The 20,152-nt window shown below is 46.7% G+C and carries 20 protein-coding genes, 4 tRNA genes and 1 pseudogene; 4 read left to right on the forward strand and 21 right to left on the reverse strand.

All coding sequences use genetic code 11. From position 1 onward, the window contains the following. Positions 1-41: 41 nt before the first annotated feature. From aspS to EHS89_RS20155, 3 genes are all read right to left on the reverse strand, one after another. Positions 42-1,805 carry an aspartate--tRNA ligase gene (aspS, locus tag EHS89_RS20145; protein WP_124927973.1) on the reverse strand — a complete coding sequence of 588 codons (1,764 nt, stop codon included), beginning with the start codon at positions 1,803-1,805 and terminating at the stop codon, positions 42-44. Positions 1,806-1,870: 65 nt separating this feature from the next. Beyond that, the gene (locus tag EHS89_RS20150; RefSeq protein ID WP_124927974.1) at positions 1,871-2,098 is read right to left on the reverse strand and encodes an FmdB family zinc ribbon protein; all 228 of its coding nucleotides are present in this window, start codon (positions 2,096-2,098) and stop codon (positions 1,871-1,873) included. Between the two features lie 277 nt (positions 2,099-2,375). Continuing rightward, positions 2,376-2,828, reverse strand: coding sequence for an HIT domain-containing protein (locus EHS89_RS20155; RefSeq protein ID WP_124927975.1), 453 nt, complete (start codon positions 2,826-2,828; stop codon positions 2,376-2,378). Between the two features lie 86 nt (positions 2,829-2,914). Between EHS89_RS20155 and EHS89_RS20160 the strand changes: the two are divergent. Both EHS89_RS20160 and EHS89_RS20165 read left to right on the forward strand, forming a co-directional pair. Further along, positions 2,915-4,074, forward strand: a pseudogene (locus tag EHS89_RS20160) (GNAT family N-acetyltransferase). A 173-nt stretch (positions 4,075-4,247) separates the two neighbouring features. Then, positions 4,248-4,619 (forward strand): group I truncated hemoglobin, encoded by a 372-nt coding sequence (locus tag EHS89_RS20165; protein WP_124927976.1) that lies wholly within the window; start codon positions 4,248-4,250, stop codon positions 4,617-4,619. 194 nt (positions 4,620-4,813) lie between these two features. Here EHS89_RS20165 and EHS89_RS20170 read toward each other — a convergent pair whose 3' ends face one another. Both EHS89_RS20170 and EHS89_RS20175 read right to left on the reverse strand, forming a co-directional pair. Continuing rightward, a complete protein-coding gene (locus EHS89_RS20170; protein ID WP_124927977.1) occupies positions 4,814-5,152 on the reverse strand; it encodes a hypothetical protein in 339 nt (112 codons plus the stop codon). A gap of 268 nt (positions 5,153-5,420) precedes the next feature. After that, positions 5,421-5,987 (reverse strand): flavin reductase family protein, encoded by a 567-nt coding sequence (locus EHS89_RS20175; RefSeq protein WP_229753536.1) that lies wholly within the window; start codon positions 5,985-5,987, stop codon positions 5,421-5,423. Positions 5,988-6,261: 274 nt separating this feature from the next. Here EHS89_RS20175 and EHS89_RS20180 point away from each other — a divergent pair, with 274 nt between their 5' ends. Continuing rightward, positions 6,262-6,534 carry a hypothetical protein gene (locus EHS89_RS20180; RefSeq protein WP_124927979.1) on the forward strand — a complete coding sequence of 91 codons (273 nt, stop codon included), beginning with the start codon at positions 6,262-6,264 and terminating at the stop codon, positions 6,532-6,534. A gap of 213 nt (positions 6,535-6,747) precedes the next feature. Beyond that, positions 6,748-7,878, forward strand: coding sequence for a sensor domain-containing diguanylate cyclase (locus tag EHS89_RS20185; protein ID WP_124927980.1), 1,131 nt, complete (start codon positions 6,748-6,750; stop codon positions 7,876-7,878). A 2-nt stretch (positions 7,879-7,880) separates the two neighbouring features. Here EHS89_RS20185 and EHS89_RS20190 read toward each other — a convergent pair whose 3' ends face one another. The 16 genes from EHS89_RS20190 to EHS89_RS20265 all read right to left on the reverse strand — a co-directional run bounded on the left by EHS89_RS20190 (position 7,881) and on the right by EHS89_RS20265 (position 20,144). Further along, the gene (locus EHS89_RS20190; protein WP_124927981.1) at positions 7,881-8,429 is read right to left on the reverse strand and encodes a hemerythrin domain-containing protein; all 549 of its coding nucleotides are present in this window, start codon (positions 8,427-8,429) and stop codon (positions 7,881-7,883) included. 73 nt (positions 8,430-8,502) lie between these two features. Then, positions 8,503-9,105, reverse strand: coding sequence for an HAD family hydrolase (locus EHS89_RS20195; protein WP_124927982.1), 603 nt, complete (start codon positions 9,103-9,105; stop codon positions 8,503-8,505). Then, positions 9,102-9,914 carry an AlbA family DNA-binding domain-containing protein gene (locus EHS89_RS20200; RefSeq protein WP_124927983.1) on the reverse strand — a complete coding sequence of 271 codons (813 nt, stop codon included), beginning with the start codon at positions 9,912-9,914 and terminating at the stop codon, positions 9,102-9,104. Before EHS89_RS20200 ends, EHS89_RS20195 begins: the two co-directional genes overlap by 4 nt. Before the next feature lie 63 nt (positions 9,915-9,977). Beyond that, positions 9,978-10,364, reverse strand: coding sequence for a hypothetical protein (locus tag EHS89_RS20205; protein ID WP_124927984.1), 387 nt, complete (start codon positions 10,362-10,364; stop codon positions 9,978-9,980). Between the two features lie 54 nt (positions 10,365-10,418). Then, positions 10,419-13,064, reverse strand: a complete 2,646-nt coding sequence (gene pepN / locus EHS89_RS20210) for an aminopeptidase N (protein WP_124927985.1) — start codon at positions 13,062-13,064, stop codon at positions 10,419-10,421. Between the two features lie 106 nt (positions 13,065-13,170). Next, positions 13,171-13,998: a DUF2797 domain-containing protein gene (locus tag EHS89_RS20215; RefSeq protein ID WP_124927995.1), complete on the reverse strand. Its 828-nt coding sequence runs from the start codon at positions 13,996-13,998 to the stop codon at positions 13,171-13,173. Then, on the reverse strand, positions 13,998-14,264 hold the full coding sequence (locus EHS89_RS20220; RefSeq protein WP_124927986.1) for a YeaC family protein: 267 nt from the start codon (positions 14,262-14,264) through the stop codon (positions 13,998-14,000). Before EHS89_RS20220 ends, EHS89_RS20215 begins: the two co-directional genes overlap by 1 nt. Before the next feature lie 146 nt (positions 14,265-14,410). After that, positions 14,411-15,265: a rhomboid family intramembrane serine protease gene (locus tag EHS89_RS20225; RefSeq protein WP_229753535.1), complete on the reverse strand. Its 855-nt coding sequence runs from the start codon at positions 15,263-15,265 to the stop codon at positions 14,411-14,413. Next, positions 15,262-16,236, reverse strand: coding sequence for a metallophosphoesterase (locus EHS89_RS20230; protein WP_124927987.1), 975 nt, complete (start codon positions 16,234-16,236; stop codon positions 15,262-15,264). Before EHS89_RS20230 ends, EHS89_RS20225 begins: the two co-directional genes overlap by 4 nt. Before the next feature lie 12 nt (positions 16,237-16,248). After that, a complete protein-coding gene (locus tag EHS89_RS20235) occupies positions 16,249-17,130 on the reverse strand; it encodes an NAD(+) kinase (protein ID WP_124927988.1) in 882 nt (293 codons plus the stop codon). Between the two features lie 55 nt (positions 17,131-17,185). Continuing rightward, positions 17,186-18,145, reverse strand: coding sequence for a 1-aminocyclopropane-1-carboxylate deaminase/D-cysteine desulfhydrase (locus EHS89_RS20240; RefSeq protein ID WP_124927989.1), 960 nt, complete (start codon positions 18,143-18,145; stop codon positions 17,186-17,188). 206 nt (positions 18,146-18,351) lie between these two features. Then, complete coding sequence (locus EHS89_RS20245) at positions 18,352-19,242, reverse strand: GGDEF domain-containing protein (RefSeq protein ID WP_124927990.1); 891 nt, start codon at positions 19,240-19,242, stop codon at positions 18,352-18,354. Positions 19,243-19,549: 307 nt separating this feature from the next. Then, positions 19,550-19,626: transfer RNA gene (locus EHS89_RS20250), tRNA-Asp, on the reverse strand. 31 nt (positions 19,627-19,657) lie between these two features. After that, a tRNA-Val gene (locus EHS89_RS20255) sits at positions 19,658-19,733 on the reverse strand. 130 nt (positions 19,734-19,863) lie between these two features. Next, positions 19,864-19,940 (reverse strand) — tRNA-Asp (locus tag EHS89_RS20260). Positions 19,941-20,068: 128 nt separating this feature from the next. Further along, a tRNA-Val gene (locus EHS89_RS20265) sits at positions 20,069-20,144 on the reverse strand. Positions 20,145-20,152: the final 8 nt, after the last annotated feature.

The raw sequence follows: 20,152 nt of genomic DNA on the forward strand, positions 1-20,152 counted from the left end.
GTGCAGAGCACGGCTTTTTAAATACTTACGAAAAACGCCGGTTATGGTGTTTTACGTAGCTTAATGTTCAACTCTCGTAATTGCGCTGCACTAACGATACCCGGTGCTTCTGTCATCATACAAGAAGCACTCTGGGTTTTAGGGAATGCAATGACTTCACGAATTGAATCAGTACCGGTCATCAGCATAATCAGACGATCCAGACCAAATGCCAGACCACCATGCGGAGGCGCACCAAATTTAAGTGCATTCAGCAGGAAGCCAAACTTCTCTTCCGCTTCTTCGTCAGATATACCCAGTACTCCAAATACTGTTTTCTGCATTGCCTGATCGTGAATACGTACAGAACCACCACCCAGCTCACAACCGTTCAGTACCATATCGTAGGCACGCGACAGTGCATCCAGCGGGTTAGCCTTCAACTCTTCAGCTGAACAGCTTGGCGCAGTGAACGGGTGATGAAGCGCAGTCAGACTGCCTTTATCCGTCTCTTCAAACATCGGGAAATCAACAACCCACAGCGGTGCCCACTCGCACTGTGCCATGTTCATATCTTCACCGACCTTGATACGCAGAGCGCCCAGCGCTTCACTAACAACTTTCTCTTTGTCAGCACCAAAGAATATGATATCGCCGTTCTTAGCTTCCAGGCGCTCCATGATTGCCATAGCAACATCTGGTCCCAGGAATTTAACGATTGGAGACTGCAGACCTTCTACACCCTTCTCCAGCTCATTAACTTTAATCCAGGCCAGACCTTTTGCACCGTAGATACCGACAAACTTAGTGTACTCATCGATGATCTTACGGGTTAGCTGAGCACCACCAGGTACTTTCAGCGCGGCAACACGACCGTTAGGGTCTTTGGCAGGACCAGCAAATACCTTGAATTCGATCTCGGCCATCAGGTCAGCAACGTCGACCAATTCCATTGGGAAACGCAGATCAGGCTTATCAGAACCGTAACGCTGCATCGCCTCAGAATATGGCATACGAGGGAAGTCACCCAGATCCACATCCAGCATATCCAGGAACAGCTTGCGGATCATAGTTTCTGTCATACCCATGATCTCTTCCTCATCCATAAATGAGGTTTCGATATCAATCTGGGTGAATTCTGGCTGACGATCTGCACGCAGATCTTCATCACGGAAACATTTAGCAATCTGGTAGTAACGATCAAAGCCAGACACCATCAACAGCTGTTTGAAGAGCTGTGGAGACTGCGGCAGCGCAAAGAAAGAACCTTCGTGGGTACGGCTAGGCACCAGATAATCACGCGCACCTTCAGGTGTCGCACGGTTCAGGATCGGTGTTTCGATATCCAGAAAACCGTTATCGTCCATGAAGTTACGGATCGCATTGGTTACCTTGGAACGAAAACGCATCTTCTCCTGCATTTCAGGACGACGCAGATCGATATAACGATGACGCAAACGAACGTCCTCACCCACCTGCTGATGCTCATCAAGCTGGAACGGAGGCGTTTCTGACTTGTTCAGGATTACCAGCTCTTTACCCAGCACTTCGATCTCGCCGGTAGGCATCTCTGAATTGATAGTCCCTTCAGGACGACCACGCACCAGACCATGAACTTCTATAACAAATTCATTGCGTACGCTGTCAGCCAGATTGAAGCTCTCTTCACGATCAGGATCAAATACGACCTGAGCAACACCATCACGGTCCCGCACGTCCAGGAAGATAACACCACCGTGGTCACGACGACGATGTACCCAGCCTTTCAGGACTACTTCTTCGCCGATATGAGTTTTATTTAAACCGCCGCAATAATGGCTGCGCATAGTTACAAATTCCTGTTACTTAGCTTTCAGGATGAAAAATCACCCTGCTTTATTAATATTAAAAATCAGCTTCCGGATTCATTCTGGCTGCCCGCCAGATTTTTCTTCTTCCCGGTTTTGAAATCAGTCTCATACCAGCCATTACCAGACAATCGAAAGCCCGGTGCTGATATCTTCTTCACTACATCTGCCGATTCACAGGCAGTGCAGCCAGGAGCCGGGGCATCTGATTTGAGCACCAGCTTTTCAAATTCATTACCGCAGCTACGGCATTCAAAATCAAAGATAGGCATAATCTACCGATTTTCCTTAAAACACACATGATAAGGCAGCACTCTGAGCCTACCCTATTCAGAAAAGCGCAAATTATACCTGAATTATCAGTCACTGACAGGGGGTTATAAAAGGGAATTTTCAATCAGATATAACAATCACTCAATTAGAATGACTGGACATTGAATTAGCTGCGATGAATATTCAAACAAAAACGGGTCCAGGGCTATTTTATAATCTTCACAACCTGCTCAGACCCAGCTTTAGCTACTAAAAAAACAACTCGAGTGAAACGGGTTAGCCACGCTGCTCTGGCACAAAGTCCACTTCATCATTCAGCATCAGCTCCAGCTTCTGATATATACTGTGGATCTGTTCATTGGTATAAGGTATTGCCGGCTTTGCCCCCCATACCGGAGCTGGCCAGGCGACATCGCCCTGATAGCGCACCACATGATGCAAGTGCAGCTGCTTAACCATATTACCAATGGCTGCAATATTCATTTTATCGCCATCGAACACATCATGGAGATTTTCCGCAAGAAAAGAGGACTCGTGTAACAATTGCACCTGATCTTCGGCCGATAGATGATAAATCTCGCTGGCCTCTGCACGACGAGGCACCAGGATAAACCAGGGGTAATTAGCATCATTCATTAACAGTAATCTGGACAGAGGAAAGTTGCCCAAAGTGATGCAATCATTCTCCAGACGGGAATCCAGTTCAAACTCCAATTCCAGCTCATCCATTATCGCTCTCCAAACATAAATAAAATTTTGGCTTTATTATCGGGTAGTTAGATAATAAACACAGGCTCTGAAAAGTATAGGACATTATGCTGCAATTCAATTTTTACAGTGCAATTGAGCAGATAGATCAACAACAGTGGAATAACCTGTGCGGCACTCAGTATCCATTTATCCGCTATGAATTCCTCCACTGCCTGGAACAGTCTGGCAGCGTCAGCGCAATAACCGGCTGGCAACCCTGCCACCTTCTGATCACCGACAATGATCTTCCCATTGCCGCCATGCCCCTTTATCTCAAGAACCATTCTTATGGTGAATATGTGTTTGACTGGGCCTGGGCTGATGCATACCAGCGCCATGGACTTGATTACTACCCAAAACTTCTGACGGCCATCCCCTTCACCCCCTGCTATGGCTCAGACTCTGCTTCAGTAATTCATTAAATCAAACCCGGATTCAACAAATAACAAAGCAAGTTATCAGTACCCTGCAAGAATTCGCTCAACAACATAACGCAAGCGGATGGCATACCCTGTTTATTGAAAATCATCAATTCATTAATGCCGAAAACCAAACACTGATCAAACGACTTGGTTGCCAGTATCATTGGTTCAATCGCGACTACCATAGTTTTGAGGATTTTCTGGCAGGCTTTAGCTCCCGTAAACGTAAGAATCTTAAGAAGGAACGGACCAAGATACTCAATCAGAATATCGAGCACCGGTTTGTAAAAGGTCCGGAGCTTAGTGATGAGTTGCTTGAATCATTTTATCGTTTTTATCAAATCACCTACCTTAAGCGTGGTCGACAGGGCTACCTGAAAAAGAACTTCTTCCACCTGCTCAGGGACCTGCTACCCGAACAACTGCTCATCTGCTTCGCTTTCGATACCGGATTCAGCAAGGATGAGCCCGTTGCAGGGGCACTCTTTATGCAGGGCGAGGATACTCTGTATGGCCGCTACTGGGGAGCACTCGAAGAGTATGACAGCCTGCATTTTGAAACCTGTTACTACCAGGGCATCGAATACTGTATCGCTAATCAGATTTCTCGCTTTGACCCAGGCGCGCAGGGCGAGCATAAAATTCAGCGCGGCTTTGAGCCAATAGAAACCTGGTCAACACACTGGCTGGCCCGTCCGGAATTCAGGAGTGCAGTACAGCGTTTTACCGAGGAAGAAGAACAGATGGTGCGGCAAGATATCAACTTCCTGAAACAGCGACTACCATTTAAAAAACCATCCTAAATTTTGCCGACCCGTTACAGCCTGTATCACATGCTTGCCAAACATCCGCAACTCACTCTCAAATCACCTATACTTTGGCGCTCAATGATAAGTTCGTTTCTTTTTTAACTACACTTATCCTTAACGACAGACAAAAAGAAATACCAACATACAGCAAGGTAACGGAGTAAGTCATGACCGACAAATCACTATATGAACGCCTTGGTGGTTATGATGGGATAACCGCATTTGTTAACAATTTATTACCCCGCCTTCAAAGCGACAGCCAGTTAGGTCGTTTTTGGCAAAATCGTGGTGATGATGGCATTGCAAGAGAGAAACAACTGTTGATTGATTACCTGTGCTCAAATGCAGGCGGGCCAGTTTATTATACTGGACGAGATATGAAGCTATCGCACAAAGGAATGAAAATAAGCCAAAGCGATTGGGAGCTTTTCTTTGAGCATGCAGCTGCCACCATGGAAGATTTGCAAGTTCCTCAACAGGAGTGCAACGATGTAGTTGCATTTGTATCCGGCTTAAAGAACGACATAGTCGAGGCGTAGCGATCTGCGGGACCTAACAGCATTACTGGCAAGGCCTGTTAAGCCCTGCTTCGCTCGACCACTTTTGGTCGAGCTATTTCTGTCAGCATCCACTTTGAATTGCCAGACTTTCAACTAACTTCTACATTGTTAATCAAAGATCTGGCAGCCTGAATAAAGCTAAGAGAAGCCCTGAATACGAGAAGAAGCCACGACTACTCTTCCGAATTATCGTCTACCTCCCTTCTTAGTTCCTCTTCAATATAGCGTTGAATATATTTGTGACCGTTGCTGGTAACTTTATTAACCCAAAAACAAAAAAGTGCGCCCAGAGGAATAATAATAATTCTGGACTCGGGAAACACCACCGATAGCACAATAGTCGCAACTAAAGCGACCAGAATAGACCACCGACCTCGTTTTCGGGCACTAACTTGTATGGCTTCAGCCTCTGCAGGACTGGTGATCCCCGCTTCTACTAATGAAGCACGAAGAGACTCATATTCTTTTTGTCGGCGGGCCTTCGTGCGTCCAAAGGGATCAAGCAGATTCATTTAGTCGTTCCTGAATTAATTTAAAAAAGATTGCTCGTACAGATTCTGTAGCTTTAGTTACCCAGAACTGCAGTAGTACCAGAATAATTTTCGCTTTACTCAAAGCATCATTCAAGTAATTTGGCCTCAATCCCGAAATACATCCACCCTGCAAAGCAGCTAAGCCTAAAAACAACCCAGCCTAAAAATACCTCAGCCTACAAAGCACCAGGATGAAGGCACTAGCCACAAGAGCATCAATTTAACGCGACCTCTGACCACTTAAGCCTCAGAGTTCCCTTGAAATACTCAAAATATCGCCAAAAGTCACATACTCAACGCCACCCAAACGCCCCAGAGGGTCAATCTTCTTAGCATCAACCTTCATACGCCCTTTAGCATCAACAGCCACAGCAACATCATCAATAAATAAATTACGTACCCGCCCAAAAATAAGATACTGCGGTTTATTGCCTATCTCCTGCACGTCATAAAGCTCACAATCCATCGCGATTCGCGCACCTTCAACACGCGGCAGAGGCGCATTAGCAAAAGGCAGTAAGTTCAATTCGGCATCCTCAACTTCAGACACCCCCTGCGGTAACGTTTTTGCCGTCCGGGTTACTTGTTGCGCCTGACCCGAGTGAGCCAGATGAACTACAAAATTTTTACGCTCAAGGATATTTCGATAGGTATCTTTAAGCTCGCCATCAGGCTTATGTCCGACTGATATCATCAGCAAAGGCGGATCACTACAGACCGCTGTAAAATAGGAAAACGGTGCCAGATTATATTTACCATTTTCATGCTCGCTCAACACCCAGGCTACAGGCCGGGGCAGAATCGTCTGAGTCATTGTGAAATAAGCCTGATTCGAAGACAATTCTGAAAAATTAATATCCATATTTTTATCTCAAAAAATAGAAAGTTACGCCGATATATCGGGTATCAGCATGCAATTGAGTAACTATATAGCGAAATAGCATTGTACCGCATAAAGTTATAAGAAAATGTTTTCTAAATAAGATAGAGAAATAAGGATCCCCTGACTAGAATTTAGGTCAGAAGGCTGCTGTATATTCCTTTTAGCCTTTCTGCCAACAGCATAAGAAGAACAAGGGGATACCAAAATGCTGACCTACGAAGAGTGCCTTGATATGAGCGATCTGACTCAGGATGAAGTTGAGGCGATTGCTGAGCATGAGCACACGGACCCAATCATCGCCATGGCAATGGGTAATTATTTATGCAGCCACCAGGGCGAGAATAAAGTCAAAAAGATCATCCTCGATGACATTGCTAAAGCGCAACGTAAAGGGGATACAGCACACGAAGAGGTTCTGCGCAGAGTACTGAATCATTTCATCAGCACCCATCCAGAACATACAGGCTCAACAGCCTAACTGCTTAAGATCTATAAGTTTTCAGGAACCCGCTACCCATAATGGGTAGCGGGTTCTTTTGTTGAGAACTCAACAATAACGGGGCTTTGCTGTAGATTTGCTCTACAGATTTATGGCCAAAGCATATTTCAACTATTTCTGCTTCAGCATTTTCCTTTATAGTTAACCATAATTGCCGATAAGCCTTTAACAACATAGGTAAAAAGGCCTTGTATGGGACCCTTTGATAAGGAAAACAAAGAACTACGCAGGGCGTTGCACCTGCTAACCAGTAAGGCTGAACGCAATCAGTCTATACTGCAGTCGTTCTTTGAAATGGAGATTCGTCTGCTGGGCTGTAATAAGCTCGACGAACTGCTTGACCTTATCCTGATAGAATTCCGTGAATATTTCCGCCTGACCGCCGTAAACCTGGTTCTTTTCGACCCGGAAAATGCCGCCAGAGACCTACTGGAAGATTACGTCCCCCCAGAGCCTGGGCACAGCCTTCGCTTCGTCAATAATCAGCGACTACTAAAGAGCATATTTCCCACACCCGAATTACGTGCAGGAGAGCTAAGCTCACCGCTTAAAAAGCTGGCATTCCCCAGTACACCTTTTGTTTTGAGCAGTGCCCTGCTCCCCCTGGTAAGACAGAACTGTCTGATAGGCAGCCTGCATCTGGGCAGCAATGATCCGGGCCGATACAGCCAACACCTTGATTACAACTATATAAGCCACATGGCGTCTGTTATCGCAGTCTGTATTGAGAACTGCATTAACCAGCAAAACCTTAAGCGCTTAAGCATTATCGATATGCTGACCAAGGTACATAATCGTCGCTCATTTGATCAGGAGATCATTAAAGAGCTATCCCGCTCAAGTCGCCACCAGACTCCGTTGAGCTGCCTTTTCATCGATCTCGATTATTTCAAACTGGTTAATGATAAGTATGGCCACCAGATCGGTGATAAAGTCTTAAGCTCGATCGGCCAGCTACTTAAAAAGAATCTGCGCAAAACAGACCTGATTGCACGCTATGGCGGAGAAGAGTTTGCCGTTCTGCTACCCAACTGCAACAGCGAGAAAGCGATAGAGATAGGCAATAACTTACGTCAGAAAATCCTGCAAATGATCATTCACAATAGTGATAGCAAACCATTCAGGATTAGCGCCTCAATCGGCATTACCTATTGCAGCAGTGAACAGCTACTTCAGGCCGACCTTGACCAGGTCGCCCATAATATATTGAAAGCGGCAGATGACGGGGTTTACCTTGCCAAGCAAAATGGCCGTAACCGGGTTGAATATCAACCACTGCCTGACACTCAACCCCGATTAACAGAATCCTTACACAGCGCTTAGACCTAGCGCAACTCTTGCAGCAATTCAGTATAAAGACCGATATAACGCTGTTTTTGTTTCTCGCTGAATAGCGGATCATCCATTTTCGGTAACAGCTTCTCAACTTCCTGCCACTGCTGCTCGGTGGCTATTTCATCAAGCAGAGGAAACAGCGTGCCCTCTTCCAGATTAAGGTGCTCAATCTGGTGTTCCAGAAAATGCTCTAGCCTGGCAGTAAACTGATCCATTGGTACCACTGAGTCATGAAGAATACTGTCGACCGATTCGATTAATTCATCGCTAAGCCGCTTGAGATTCTTATGTTCGGCCGAGCATAACTCAATCGCTTCCACCAACTCTGGACAGTCCGTTTCTTTAAAATAACTATAGAGTTTATCTTCACGGGGGTGGTGATACGCATCGGCATAATTACTAATATAATCAACCGCGTCACCTAACAGAACAAAATTAGGCATCTCCCCTTGCTTCAGCTGATCCAGCTTATTCCCCAGTACCGCCAATAGCTTATTCAGATTCAGATGATCCTGATGTAATTCGCTTAATACAGTCATAATATCCTCCAACGAAAGCCCACTATAGCCGAGCCTCTCAAAACGATCTTGACGAACATCAAACAACTGCCAATCAGGAATTTAACAACTCATGCAACTGCGCCATAGAACGAACCTTCAGGTCCGTTAGTTCGGGCCAGTCACGCCCCGATCGATCATCGACATGAATCGTCGCCATTCCTGCAGCACGCCCTACCTCCAAATCATAACGAAAATCACCTACCATCACACTTTGCCCTGATGATATACGCCACATATCTAACAACATATGAAGCCCCTGTGGATCCGGCTTAGCTAACGCCTCATCTCGCCCGAGCACCGCCTCAGGTAAAAAATACCCCTGTGCACCAATCGCTTTAAGCGAGATTAATGCAACATCCTTTTTATTACGGGTAAGAATACCGAACTGACAACCGCGTTCAGCCAATAACTCGAGCAAATTAAGTACACCTTCAGCGGCCTCAGCCTGGCCTGCATAGAAATATTCCAGCTCATCCAGACGTTCATTTAGTCGCTTACGTTCAGCAACAGGCTTAGCGGCAATGGCCGACAAAATATCAGCATTTTCAGGCAATGAAAGTTCAGACCGGATGTGAGCAAAATCATGTACCGGACGGGTCAGGGTGCCATCCAGATCAAACACCCAGTGACGGGTATTTCTTAGTTGAGTAATCACTCGTCAGGTCCGGTCTGGTTGAGGTTTTCTGTTAACTGGTCAAGACGGGTACGGATATCCCGCATCATCTCCAAACGACCAGCAGGATTACCATTTTGCGCAATTAAAAGCGCCTCAAGACCAGCAATACTATCCTGAGAGTCCCGCACTGCCTGTAACATATTCCGGGATCGCTTTTTGGCACTATCAGTCATCTGGTCCACCCGGTTCAAAGTACGACGTACCTGACCGTCAAGCTCATCAAGATGACTAACTAACTGCAACATCCCATTACCAAAGGCATGATCCATCACCCCTAAGCGATGCTCCAGCTGCGTCACAGCTTCACGGAATCGCGACAGAAACAGCTCACCTTCACGATCCATAAACATCGCCAGTAATTCTTCGGGGAATAAAGCCCGGGAACGGGCGTCGGCTCTGATCGAGTATTCACCACGCTGAGTGCAGTAAGGCCGTTTCGAGCCGGAAGGAATTTCAATACGGAAAAAAGGTTTGCGCGAAATATTCTCGACGATGAGTTCGATTTCAACAATAGGATAACAATCCGTTGCTTTATTAATCAGACTCAGACGGGCGCTATCATCAACATCACAACCGACTATGCGCCCTCGCTGTAAACCATCATCACTGGTGTACTCATCGACACCAACCAGAATAGCGCCTCCCTGAGCAGAGTTGGCGAAAGAGACAAGATCACGACTTTTAATACCATTACTTTCCCGCTTGAAATCGACATCGATCCCCTCAGGATTGCTTAGCAGGCTGCGGGCCCGCTGACTTATGCCACGGTACTCTCGTTTAACGCTCATCGCTCAGATCCCTGCCTTCTGACGCCTACTCCTCAGTATTCAGCGCTGTTGAGTTCACAGCTTTCAAACATAGATCTCATCGGCAAAAGGATCCAGCGGGTTTTCAAGCAGCTGATCCTCACGAAAATAAAGGATACGCCCTTCAAACCTCAAATCGTTAGTCGCAAACCAGCGCAACAGCTCCTCCCGCCCCTCATCGATCTGGAAACTGTCATACCAGGCTGTAGCTATACGGTAAAAATAGAGAGCAAACAGCGCAAAAGACGCTCCCAGGAAAAATTCTGAGCCAAAACTAAACAACAAAGAGGCTAAACCGGCCAACCAGACACGGCTGGCTTTCGCTCCTTTGAGCGTAGTATTAGCAGCATCATACTTATCCTGAAATTTCAGGTAGCGTCGATAATTCTGTTGCAGATCAAATTTATCCTGCTCCGGAATGGTTCTTTCCATCTTCATATCCTTTTACTGAAAAAGGGCCAGTTTTTAAACCAACCTTTATCATAACTACTGAGCAAGACTCTTACTCAGCACCTCATATACATCCTTTGACAGATCACCACTATTACCAATGCGCTCCAACTCTGCCTTCATCAAAGACTGCCGCGCTTCAGAGTATTGCTTCCAACGGGTTAACGGCGTTAATAACCGGGAAGCTATCTGTGGATTCTGCTTATTTAATACAATAATCTGATCGGCAAGAAAACGATAGCCACTACCATCCAGATTATGAAAATTTGGTAAATTCTGAGCACAAAATACCGCCACCAGAGAGCGGATTTTATTAGGATTGCTGGCATCATAAGCCGGATGCGTCAACAGTTTCTCTACCCGCTGCAATCCGGCTTCCCGAGTATTCGCAGCCTGAATAGCCAACCACTGATTAACAACCAGGGATTCATTTTGCCAGCGTTGATAGAATTGTTCTAACAACTCATCCGCCGCCTGTTCATGAACCGAATGCGCAACCAGACTCAAAGCGGCCTGACTATCAGTCATATTATCTGCCTGAGCAAACTGATCACGGGCCAACGCCAGATATTCAGTCCGTTCAGTTGCCATCAGATATGACAACGCCAGGTTTTTAAGACTGCGACGCGCCACTGAAGCGGCGTCCGGAGAGTAGCTATCACCGGAGCAGTTACTCTGATAGAGGGATAAAAATTCGCTCTCAAGCGCTTTAGCTAACGTCTGACGTACAAACTTACGCACCTGATAAATCGCATCAACATCAATCTCATCGGATAACTCGCTCAGATAAGCCTCAGATGGCAATGAAAGTACCTTAGCCACCATCGCCTTATCCAGGCTTACATCGCTCATTACCAACCGATACGCATCGATCAGTGCATTATCCAGTACCAGAGGGCTACCCTGCTGATAATCGGTAATTAGCTTTTGTAAAATACTCACCGCTAACTGCTGAGCAGCATCCCAGCGATTAAAACCATCGCTATCGTGCTGCATCAGGAACACCAGCTGCTCCTGATCATAAGGGAAACTTAATTTGACCGGTGCAGAGAACCCCCGCAGCAATGAAGGAACCGGTTCCACCGGAATATTCTCAAACACGAAACTCTGCTCAGTAGACACCAGTTCAAGCACTTCCGTCGTGTTACCGCTGGCCAGCGTAATATCTCTGCCATGCTGGTCCAATAACCCCATAGCAACAGGAATCAGGAAGGGCTGCTTGGTTTCCATCTCAGGGGTTGGCGAACAACTCTGGCGCATATGCAGGGTGTAACGCTGAGAAGCGGCATCATACTCCCCGCTAACAGCAACGCGCGGTGTTCCTGCCTGGCTATACCATAATTTAAAACGCGTCATATCCCGGCCACTGACATCTGCCATCGCCTGAACAAAATCGTCGGTTGTGACAGCCTGACCATCGTGTCGTTTAAAATACAGATCAGAGCCTTGACGAAACTTGTGTTCCCCTAACAAGGTATGAAGCATGCGTACAATTTCCGCACCTTTTTCATAGACTGTCAGCGTATAAAAATTTGAAATCTCAATAAATGAAGCGGGCCGTACCGCGTGCGCCATTGGACCACTGTCTTCAGCAAATTGCGCTGTCCGAAGCAGCGTCACATCCTCAATCCGCTTGACCGTACGGGAGTTCATATCTGCCGAAAACTCAGCATCCCGAAAAACGGTAAAACCCTCTTTCAGACTCAGCTGAAACCAGTCTCGACAGGTAACCCGGTTACCCGACCAGTTATGGAAATACTCATGACCTACAACTCCCTCAACGCGCTGAAAACCCGTATCAACGGTTGTTTCAGGGTGAGCCAGCACACAGGAGGTATTAAAGATATTCAGACCTTTATTTTCCATCGCTCCCATATTAAAGAAATCGACCGCCACCACCATAAAGATATCAAGATCGTATTCGCGCCCATATACCTGCTCATCCCACTGCATAGAGCGTTTGAGAGAGAGCATGGCATGATCCAGCTTATCCAGATCTTTTGCCTCGGCAAAAATACGCAGCACCACGTCTCGCCCTGATGCAGTAGTGTACTGATCCTCGATAAACTCCAGGTTACCGGCAACCAAAGCAAACAGATAAGCAGGCTTAGGAAAGGGGTCTTGCCAACGCACCCAATGACGACCATCATCCTCTTCACCGGAGTCAACATTGTTACCGTTTGACAGCAGTACCGGGTAGCTTTGTTTATCCGCAACCACCGTGGTTTCAAAAACGGCCATCACATCAGGTCGGTCCTGATAGAAAGTAATACGACGAAAGCCTTCCGCCTCACACTGGGTGCAAAACATACCATCCGATTTATACAAGCCTTCCAGGGCCGTATTATTCTGAGGTTCAATACGGGTCACGCATTCCAGAACAAAGCTATCCGGGAGTTCACTGATAATCAGTTGTTCACCCTGACGCCGATAATCCTGCTCATTCAGCACCTCACCATCGATACTCAGCCGATGCAATTCGAGAGATTCATGACCATCAAGAATTAAAGGACGAAGTCGGTCTGCACTGTCAGGATTACGTGTATATTGCACCTGAGAACGCACCAGAGCCTGCTCCTCTTCCAGTTCGAATCTTAACGCTGTGGATTCGACAAGAAATGCGGGCGTTTGATAATCCTTCAGATAGATAACACTAGGTTGTTCAGTGACAGACTGACTCATTCATATCCCCTGTAAATATTAAAAAATAAAATATTACTGTTAACTCTAGCTCATCGATGCTGGATATTGTTCTGAATTTAGACGCTTCAAAACGATAGTCCGAATATCAGGCGCTGAATTCAACCTGATAAGAACTAAATTTTCGTATATTGATAACCCCGGTATCCAGAATAAGATACTGGCCTTTTATACCCTGCAGCTCACCTTCAACAACTGGATTTTTATCAAAGTTCAGACTACTGACCTTTTGTGGAAAGTTTAATACCGGGAAATTCAGTTCGACTACTTCGGCATTATTCAGGCGCTGTATCGCCTGCAAGCCAAAACGTTCTTCAAGCTCTGACAACTCGGCCTGACAAAGTTCAAATAGCCGCTCTCTTTCCGCCGCCAGATCAAGAGGATCAACCTGCCCTTTCAACATGGCACGCCAATTTGTTTTATCCGTAATATGTTGAGCAAATATCCGTTCGACCAACCCGGATTGAAATCGGGTATCTACCTTTAAAATAGGCAATGCCTGAATCGCACCCTGATCAATCCAGCGAGTCGGAACCTGCGTTCCCCGGGTAATACCCACTTTTATACCCGATGAGTTCGCCAGATAGACATAATGACTTTGAAAGCAGAACTCTTCACCCCACGCAGGATCGCGACAGGTGCCCTGGTCATAGTGACACTTCTCGGGACTCATGATACATAAATCACACTGCGGTAATTTCTTAAAACAGGGATAGCAGTACCCCTGAGCAAAGCTTTTATTCGTTTTGCGACCGCAATGGCTACAGTTTATCTGGCCAGTATAGGTCAGCTTTATGGTCTTACCGATGTATGGATTTAACGGCACCAGATGATCATCAAGCTTCAGCTGGTAGCTAATTTCATCGCCTAACTCTGCCGGCATTTTTGACAATGCCCCCTGCGCTACAACCTGCATCATTTGTCGTTCAGGATAGTGACGATCTGCGGCGCTGACGGATCATCCGCTTCGGCTTTGGCAGTCTTTTTCTTAGGGGGAATATAACCGGTCCGCTCATGCTCTGGCAGCTTAGTCTGATCATAAGCAATAACTGCACGTAAACAGGTTTGCCGCTGCTCATCAGTCAGTCGCTGACCATTAGGCCACTTACCCAACTCCACTGCTAATTTAAGACTCTGATAAACATCAGGCGTCATCGTCTGAATCATCGTTTCAAAATTCATTCATTTTCCTCCGCAATCGGTGGATTATAGTATCACAGGGCTTGGAATCACAGGGGCTGGCACCTTAGATGACGACATCACAGGAACAGCTTTGCTAGAGTTAAAACGTCAGAGTAAACATCAAAAATCAGCCTTTAGCATAGCATTCACCTTCGTCGCACCAACCCCACCAAAGGTACTAACAACAAACCGGAAATAAGTCCGATCAAATGCGCAGTGTTGGCTATTGCCCCCATACCTACAGACTCTAATACCCCGGTAAACCCAAGCGCCAACCAAAATAACATAAAGCCCATCAATGCAGGCGGCAAACCTATTTTTACGCTGCTATTGCGACGATCCCAAAGCCAGGCAAAACCCAATAGTGCAAACACAAATCCCGACATTCCACCAAACATTGGTCCACTCACCCAGAACTGAGCTAGATTTGAAGCCACAGCAGAAACAATAAACAGCGCTAGCAATGAGGGCCAGCCTAACATCATCTCTATACGGCGGCCGGCAACCCAGACCCAGAGCAAGTTAAAAATAATATGGGGGAAATTAAAGTGCATAAAGGCAGGTGTAACCAAACGCCAGACCTGCCCTGACTTAAAGCTATCCAGCAATGACGGAAAGAAAACCTGCTGGCCCTGAACCCGAAAATCAACCAGCGTAAACCATCGCATCATCTGAATATTTTCACCCAGCGCGATCAGCAAAGTAACGCCGGCACTCAGTCCGATTAACAACAGAGTCAGCCAGATGCTCTTTATTGAGGCTGAAGTATTAGCTGAGCTCTGCCTGACCTTTAGTCCGCTTAAATCAACCCCCTGTTGCCACATATCAAACAGCTGAGCAATCTGCTCAGCGTTAACATTATGTGGCACCAGAACAAGCTGCTCGTCATCCTGCTCCAGCACCCGGTGCGGAATTTTATGCTGCCATAAAATAGCCGTAAAGCCACTCAGATCCTGACTTAGTGGAACCCGAATCACCTCAACCATAGAACCCGGCCTCAAACCTCTTCCTGAAGTTCTTTTAAAACATCAACCCAGATAAACTTTGTCGGATCGATCCGATTTTCCTGATCTAATCGATAAGCGACCAATTTGCCATATTTAACAGCACTATAGTCCAGACAGGCAACATTGGGCGCCACCGGCTGAGGCTCTCCATCACACCAATAGTGACCGATAAACAACAGAGGATCTTCCAGCGGATAATGCAACAGATCACACTGGTCTTGCTCGGTCAGAGTCATACGGGCAACATGTTCGGGTAATGGATCGGGCTGAAATACAACATCGATGTAACGCTGTGGCTGTTGCGCCCAGAATTTAGTCCGGAAAAAGCGCCGCTTATAACCATCCTTACTCACCATCACCTCACCGTTAGGCATCTTCAGGTGAGTCCCTCTGAGCAGACGATCCATGGTTTCCCATTCACGGGTGCCGTAATGAGCCGAACGGTGCAGATAATCATCATCCAGGCAATTACCACCCTGCCTCTGCACAAAGTCATCTATATGATCTTTAGACCAGCAAGCGTGTACCACCCTGAATTGATCCTGCTCTACAAACAACGGCATCTCCATTATCCAGCCCAGAAAATCATTCTGATCCTGTGGATGGTTAGCAAATTGTTCCAGTGTCTCATTGAGAATACGCAGGTGACGACGATTATGGGTTCTAAGATACTCCATCCCTGAGCCAGGCCGGCCCGGCGTGAGGTAAGACAGATAATTAAACTCATGATTACCCATTACAATCTGAGCATGACCCGCATCAACCATATCCCGAACAATGTGCAGAGCCTCTCTGATCCTTGGACCACGATCAACAATATCACCCAGGAATATCACCTGCCGACGGGGATGCTGATAGATCCCGGCTTTTCGGCTGTAACCCATTTTAACCAGCAACAACTCCAACGACCGCGCACAGCCATGTACATCACCAATCAGATCAAAGCCTTCAAACGAATGACTCATAGCGGCCTCCAATCAGTCACCTAGTTTTGTAGCCCAGCCCAGTTTCTCACGACAGGTCTGGTAGAAATTATGACTTAAAGGATGCAACAGTTTTAGCTTATGGGGCTTTTTATGGATAGTAATAGTATCGCCAGGGGCGCAGTTAATATGTTTCTGACCATCGCAACTAATGGTTGGATAGGTTTCATTATTGTCACTGATAACCAGCTTCAGCTCACTATTACCATCGACCACAATCGGACGACTTGAAAGGGTATGCGGGAACATCGGCACCAGCACTAACGCATCGAGACGAGGATGCATAATAGGTCCCCCGCCGGATAATGCATAAGCAGTTGATCCGGTCGGTGTTGCAACGATCAAACCATCAGAACGCTGGGTATAAACAAACTGACCTTCAATATAAAGCTCAAACTGAATCATTCGGGCAGACTTACCCGGATGGAGAACACATTCATTCAACCCGGTTGATTCGCCGATTGGCTCACCATTACGCTTAACCACAACATCGATAAGAAAGCGCCGATCGACGGTATATTTTCCCTCAAGGACCTCGGCAACCTTTTGCTCAATTTCCGAAGGCGAGATATCGGTCAGGAATCCCAAACTGCCCCGGTTAACCCCAAGTACAGGCACATTAGACTGAGCCAGATTTCGTGCCGCCCCCAGCAGACTACCATCACCACCGACAACAATAACCAGATCACAGATTTCGCCCATCAACTTTTGCGTACTGGTCTGCTGTCGATGACCCGGCATTACACCAGCGATTCTCTCATCCAGTATTGGCGTCAACCCCTGTTCATCAAGAAATCTAATCAGATTCTTTAAAGTGTCGATGACCTTGGTACTACCCAGACGGCCAATCAAACCAATATTTCTAAAATTATCCATTACAGCTCCGTGAGAGACTTACTATCAGATTGCGAACTGAGCTATGCACTTGTTTTCAAACATTATACTCATATTCGGAACGCTTTAGCTGCTTCAGCATAATTTCTTTCATGCCTCTGGCCCCTTGCATCCCGCCGGTATGAATAAGCAGAATCCGCTGCCCAGCTCTTAGCTCACCCCGCCTCAACGCCCGCAACAGTGCAAGATAAGCCTTACCTGTGTACACAGGCTCTAACTCAATACCCGTCTGATCAGTAAAGCGAGCTATTTCCAACGCCAGCTCCGGTGTAATTTTAGCGTACCCTCCCTCATGATCATCAAGCGCAAGCCGCCAACCACCGGGATCGGATACTGAGGCACGCTGCAACAATCCCCGTATATCCTCATACAGAAAGCCCCCACCCTTCAGCGCAGACACGCCCAATAACTGAGCGCCATCGGGCTTTGCTGCAATCAACCCTGCCAGAGTTCCGCCAGTGCCGCAGGCACAGCAGATCAGATCATAACCGACAGTATCAAACAGTGAGACAATGTCACGACATCCCGCGACAACCCAGCCCCCGGAGCCCCCTTCAGGTAACAGATGAAATCGACCAAACTGCTGTTCTAACTGAGCAATAAACGACGGACTGCTTTTATCCCGATACGCTGCACGCGAAACAAAATGCAACTCCATCCCCCAGCTAACAGCATCTTCAAGAGTGGCTGATAGCTGTTGCGGCCTTTCACCCCGAATAACCCCGATGGTTTTGATACCTAAACAAAAACCCGCATAAGCCAGCGCATGAATATGATTAGACCAGGCCCCACCAAAGCTAAGCACCGTATGACAATCCGATAGCAATATTGCCTGAACGGCATACTTCAGTTTAAACCATTTATTACCGCTGATTTGCGGATGAACCTGATCAAGCCGTAGCAGATCAAGATCCACCCCAGCCGTCACAAACTCGGAAAGCTCTAGCGCGTCAATTGCTATCGACGGCGCTTCATTCAACAGATTGCCATTCGTCATAAAACGTACATCAAATCGTCATATTAAAGTCATCAGCAACCACTAAGATCACCGAACAACCCAAGGAGATAGAAAGATGGAAGATTATACTGAAGAATTGCTGCTAGAAAACATACCAGAAGAGTATGACGACGACCCTGACTACGATGACGGTTTTGAAATGTAATAACTAAAAAAAGACAAAGCAACGCACAGCAATAATAAAACTACTCTGAAGCCCCCTGAAACTGCATCCCGCAGTTTCCACCGGACTGCTTTGCGGCATACATAGCCATATCAGCCCGCTGAATTAAACGATCGACAGGCTCCTCTCCACGACTGGCTGCCAACCCCATACTCATAGATACAACAACATCAGTCTCATTAGAGTATTCGGGTGATAACAGGCATTCCGCATTAAATGTCTTTCGCAAACGATCAGCCAACACCTCAGCATGCTCCGGCGAAGTATCAGGTAACAACACCATAAACTCATCTCCACCATAACGAAAAGCCTGATCAGAATCACGTAAACCGTTACGCAGTAGCTCACCGATAAGGCGCACAACCTTATCACCTTCAAGATGCCCCAGCAGATCATTGACTCGCTTAAAGCCATCAAGATCGATACAAACCAGCCCAAGCTGATTTCCATAGCGTCTCGCCCTGGCCATCTCCTTACCCAGCTGCTCATAAAAATAACGCTGGTTGAACAAGCCACTCAGATCATCAGTAATCGATAAGTGCTTCAGGCTTTTTTCCAGCCGTTTTTGCTGGGTCATATCATGAAAGAAACCGATACTACCTTTCGACTGACCCTCCAGCAACGCAGCAGACAAACGAATAGGTACCGCCCGACCATCACTGGCAATAACCGTTGTTTCATAACCCTCAATACACCCATGCTCTGAAAGCATTAACCGCATGATCGCTCGCGCTTCCTCTTCACTGGGATATAACTGAAAGATACTCATTTGCCCCAGCACACCCTCCGCAGAATAAGCCAACAAGCGCTCAGCAGCAGGATTAAAGGTTGTGATAATACCTTCGTGATTGACAGCAATGACCGGATCCGGGCAGATCGCAAGAAACTCCGATTGTGGAAAATCACTTTGCATATGGCTTTGCCTGCTGTTTTGAAGAAGAAATATCTTAGATAATTTCTGAAGCACGTGCTTACATCAAAAATCACCGCCAGAGATATAACATACAAGACAAAGCATCACAGTATTGAAGATACTCAAAGTGAGGTTTCACACTCCAAACAAACTGGAAAAACGAATCACGAGAAGGAAAACAACAAAGGACAACAACAAAGGACAACAACAAAGGACAACACAATCATTTAACCGAATAAGGGGAGGTTAAAACTATCAGTGCGATTATTTAAGACAGAAACAGAGAAAATAAGTAAAAAAAGAAAAGTGGCGGAATGGACGGGACTCGAACCCGCGACCCCCTGCGTGACAGGCAGGTATTCTAACCAACTGAACTACCACTCCGCAGTGGCTGAAGCTTTCGCTTCATACTTAGTGGTGGGCGTGGAGAGGCTCGAACTCCCGACATTCGCCTTGTAAGGGCGACGCTCTCCCAACTGAGCTACACGCCCACTAAGTAGATGGCTTGTATACGATCTTTTCAGCACTTCGAAAAGAAAATAGCGGTATGGTCGGGCTTTCACCGCGAGCCGTTACCTAAATAGATGACAGGCAGATAATCTAACCGTTCATCTAAAATAGTGGCGGAATGGACGGGACTCGAACCCGCGACCCCCTGCGTGACAGGCAGGTATTCTAACCAACTGAACTACCACTCCGCAGTGGCTGAGGTTTTCACCTCGAGTACGGGACTCGAACCCGCGACCTCTCATTGCCGAAACAGTGACAGGCCCCAACCACGAAACTTAACACTCCGCAGTGGCTGAAGCTTTCGCTTCATACTTAGTGGTGGGCGTGGAGAGGCTCGAACTCCCGACATTCGCCTTGTAAGGGCGACGCTCTCCCAACTGAGCTACACGCCCACTAAGTA

The organism is Amphritea balenae (assembly GCF_003858655.1).
GTDB classification, from domain to species: Bacteria; Pseudomonadota; Gammaproteobacteria; order Pseudomonadales; family Balneatricaceae; genus Amphritea; species Amphritea balenae.

Coding starts and splice junctions, on each gene's coding strand:
- aspS (WP_124927973.1), bottom strand. CDS start 1,805: ATGCGCAGCCATTATTGCGGCGGTTTAAATAAAACTCATATCGGCGAA.
- EHS89_RS20150 (WP_124927974.1), bottom strand. CDS start 2,098: ATGCCTATCTTTGATTTTGAATGCCGTAGCTGCGGTAATGAATTTGAA.
- EHS89_RS20155 (WP_124927975.1), bottom strand. CDS start 2,828: ATGGATGAGCTGGAATTGGAGTTTGAACTGGATTCCCGTCTGGAGAAT.
- EHS89_RS20165 (WP_124927976.1), top strand. CDS start 4,248: ATGACCGACAAATCACTATATGAACGCCTTGGTGGTTATGATGGGATA.
- EHS89_RS20170 (WP_124927977.1), bottom strand. CDS start 5,152: ATGAATCTGCTTGATCCCTTTGGACGCACGAAGGCCCGCCGACAAAAA.
- EHS89_RS20175 (WP_229753536.1), bottom strand. CDS start 5,987: ATGACTCAGACGATTCTGCCCCGGCCTGTAGCCTGGGTGTTGAGCGAG.
- EHS89_RS20180 (WP_124927979.1), top strand. CDS start 6,262: ATGCTGACCTACGAAGAGTGCCTTGATATGAGCGATCTGACTCAGGAT.
- EHS89_RS20185 (WP_124927980.1), top strand. CDS start 6,748: ATGGGACCCTTTGATAAGGAAAACAAAGAACTACGCAGGGCGTTGCAC.
- EHS89_RS20190 (WP_124927981.1), bottom strand. CDS start 8,429: ATGACTGTATTAAGCGAATTACATCAGGATCATCTGAATCTGAATAAG.
- EHS89_RS20200 (WP_124927983.1), bottom strand. CDS start 9,914: ATGAGCGTTAAACGAGAGTACCGTGGCATAAGTCAGCGGGCCCGCAGC.
- EHS89_RS20205 (WP_124927984.1), bottom strand. CDS start 10,364: ATGGAAAGAACCATTCCGGAGCAGGATAAATTTGATCTGCAACAGAAT.
- pepN (WP_124927985.1), bottom strand. CDS start 13,064: ATGAGTCAGTCTGTCACTGAACAACCTAGTGTTATCTATCTGAAGGAT.
- EHS89_RS20215 (WP_124927995.1), bottom strand. CDS start 13,998: ATGCAGGTTGTAGCGCAGGGGGCATTGTCAAAAATGCCGGCAGAGTTA.
- EHS89_RS20220 (WP_124927986.1), bottom strand. CDS start 14,264: ATGAATTTTGAAACGATGATTCAGACGATGACGCCTGATGTTTATCAG.
- EHS89_RS20230 (WP_124927987.1), bottom strand. CDS start 16,236: ATGAGTCATTCGTTTGAAGGCTTTGATCTGATTGGTGATGTACATGGC.
- EHS89_RS20235 (WP_124927988.1), bottom strand. CDS start 17,130: ATGGATAATTTTAGAAATATTGGTTTGATTGGCCGTCTGGGTAGTACC.
- EHS89_RS20240 (WP_124927989.1), bottom strand. CDS start 18,145: ATGACGAATGGCAATCTGTTGAATGAAGCGCCGTCGATAGCAATTGAC.
- EHS89_RS20245 (WP_124927990.1), bottom strand. CDS start 19,242: ATGCAAAGTGATTTTCCACAATCGGAGTTTCTTGCGATCTGCCCGGAT.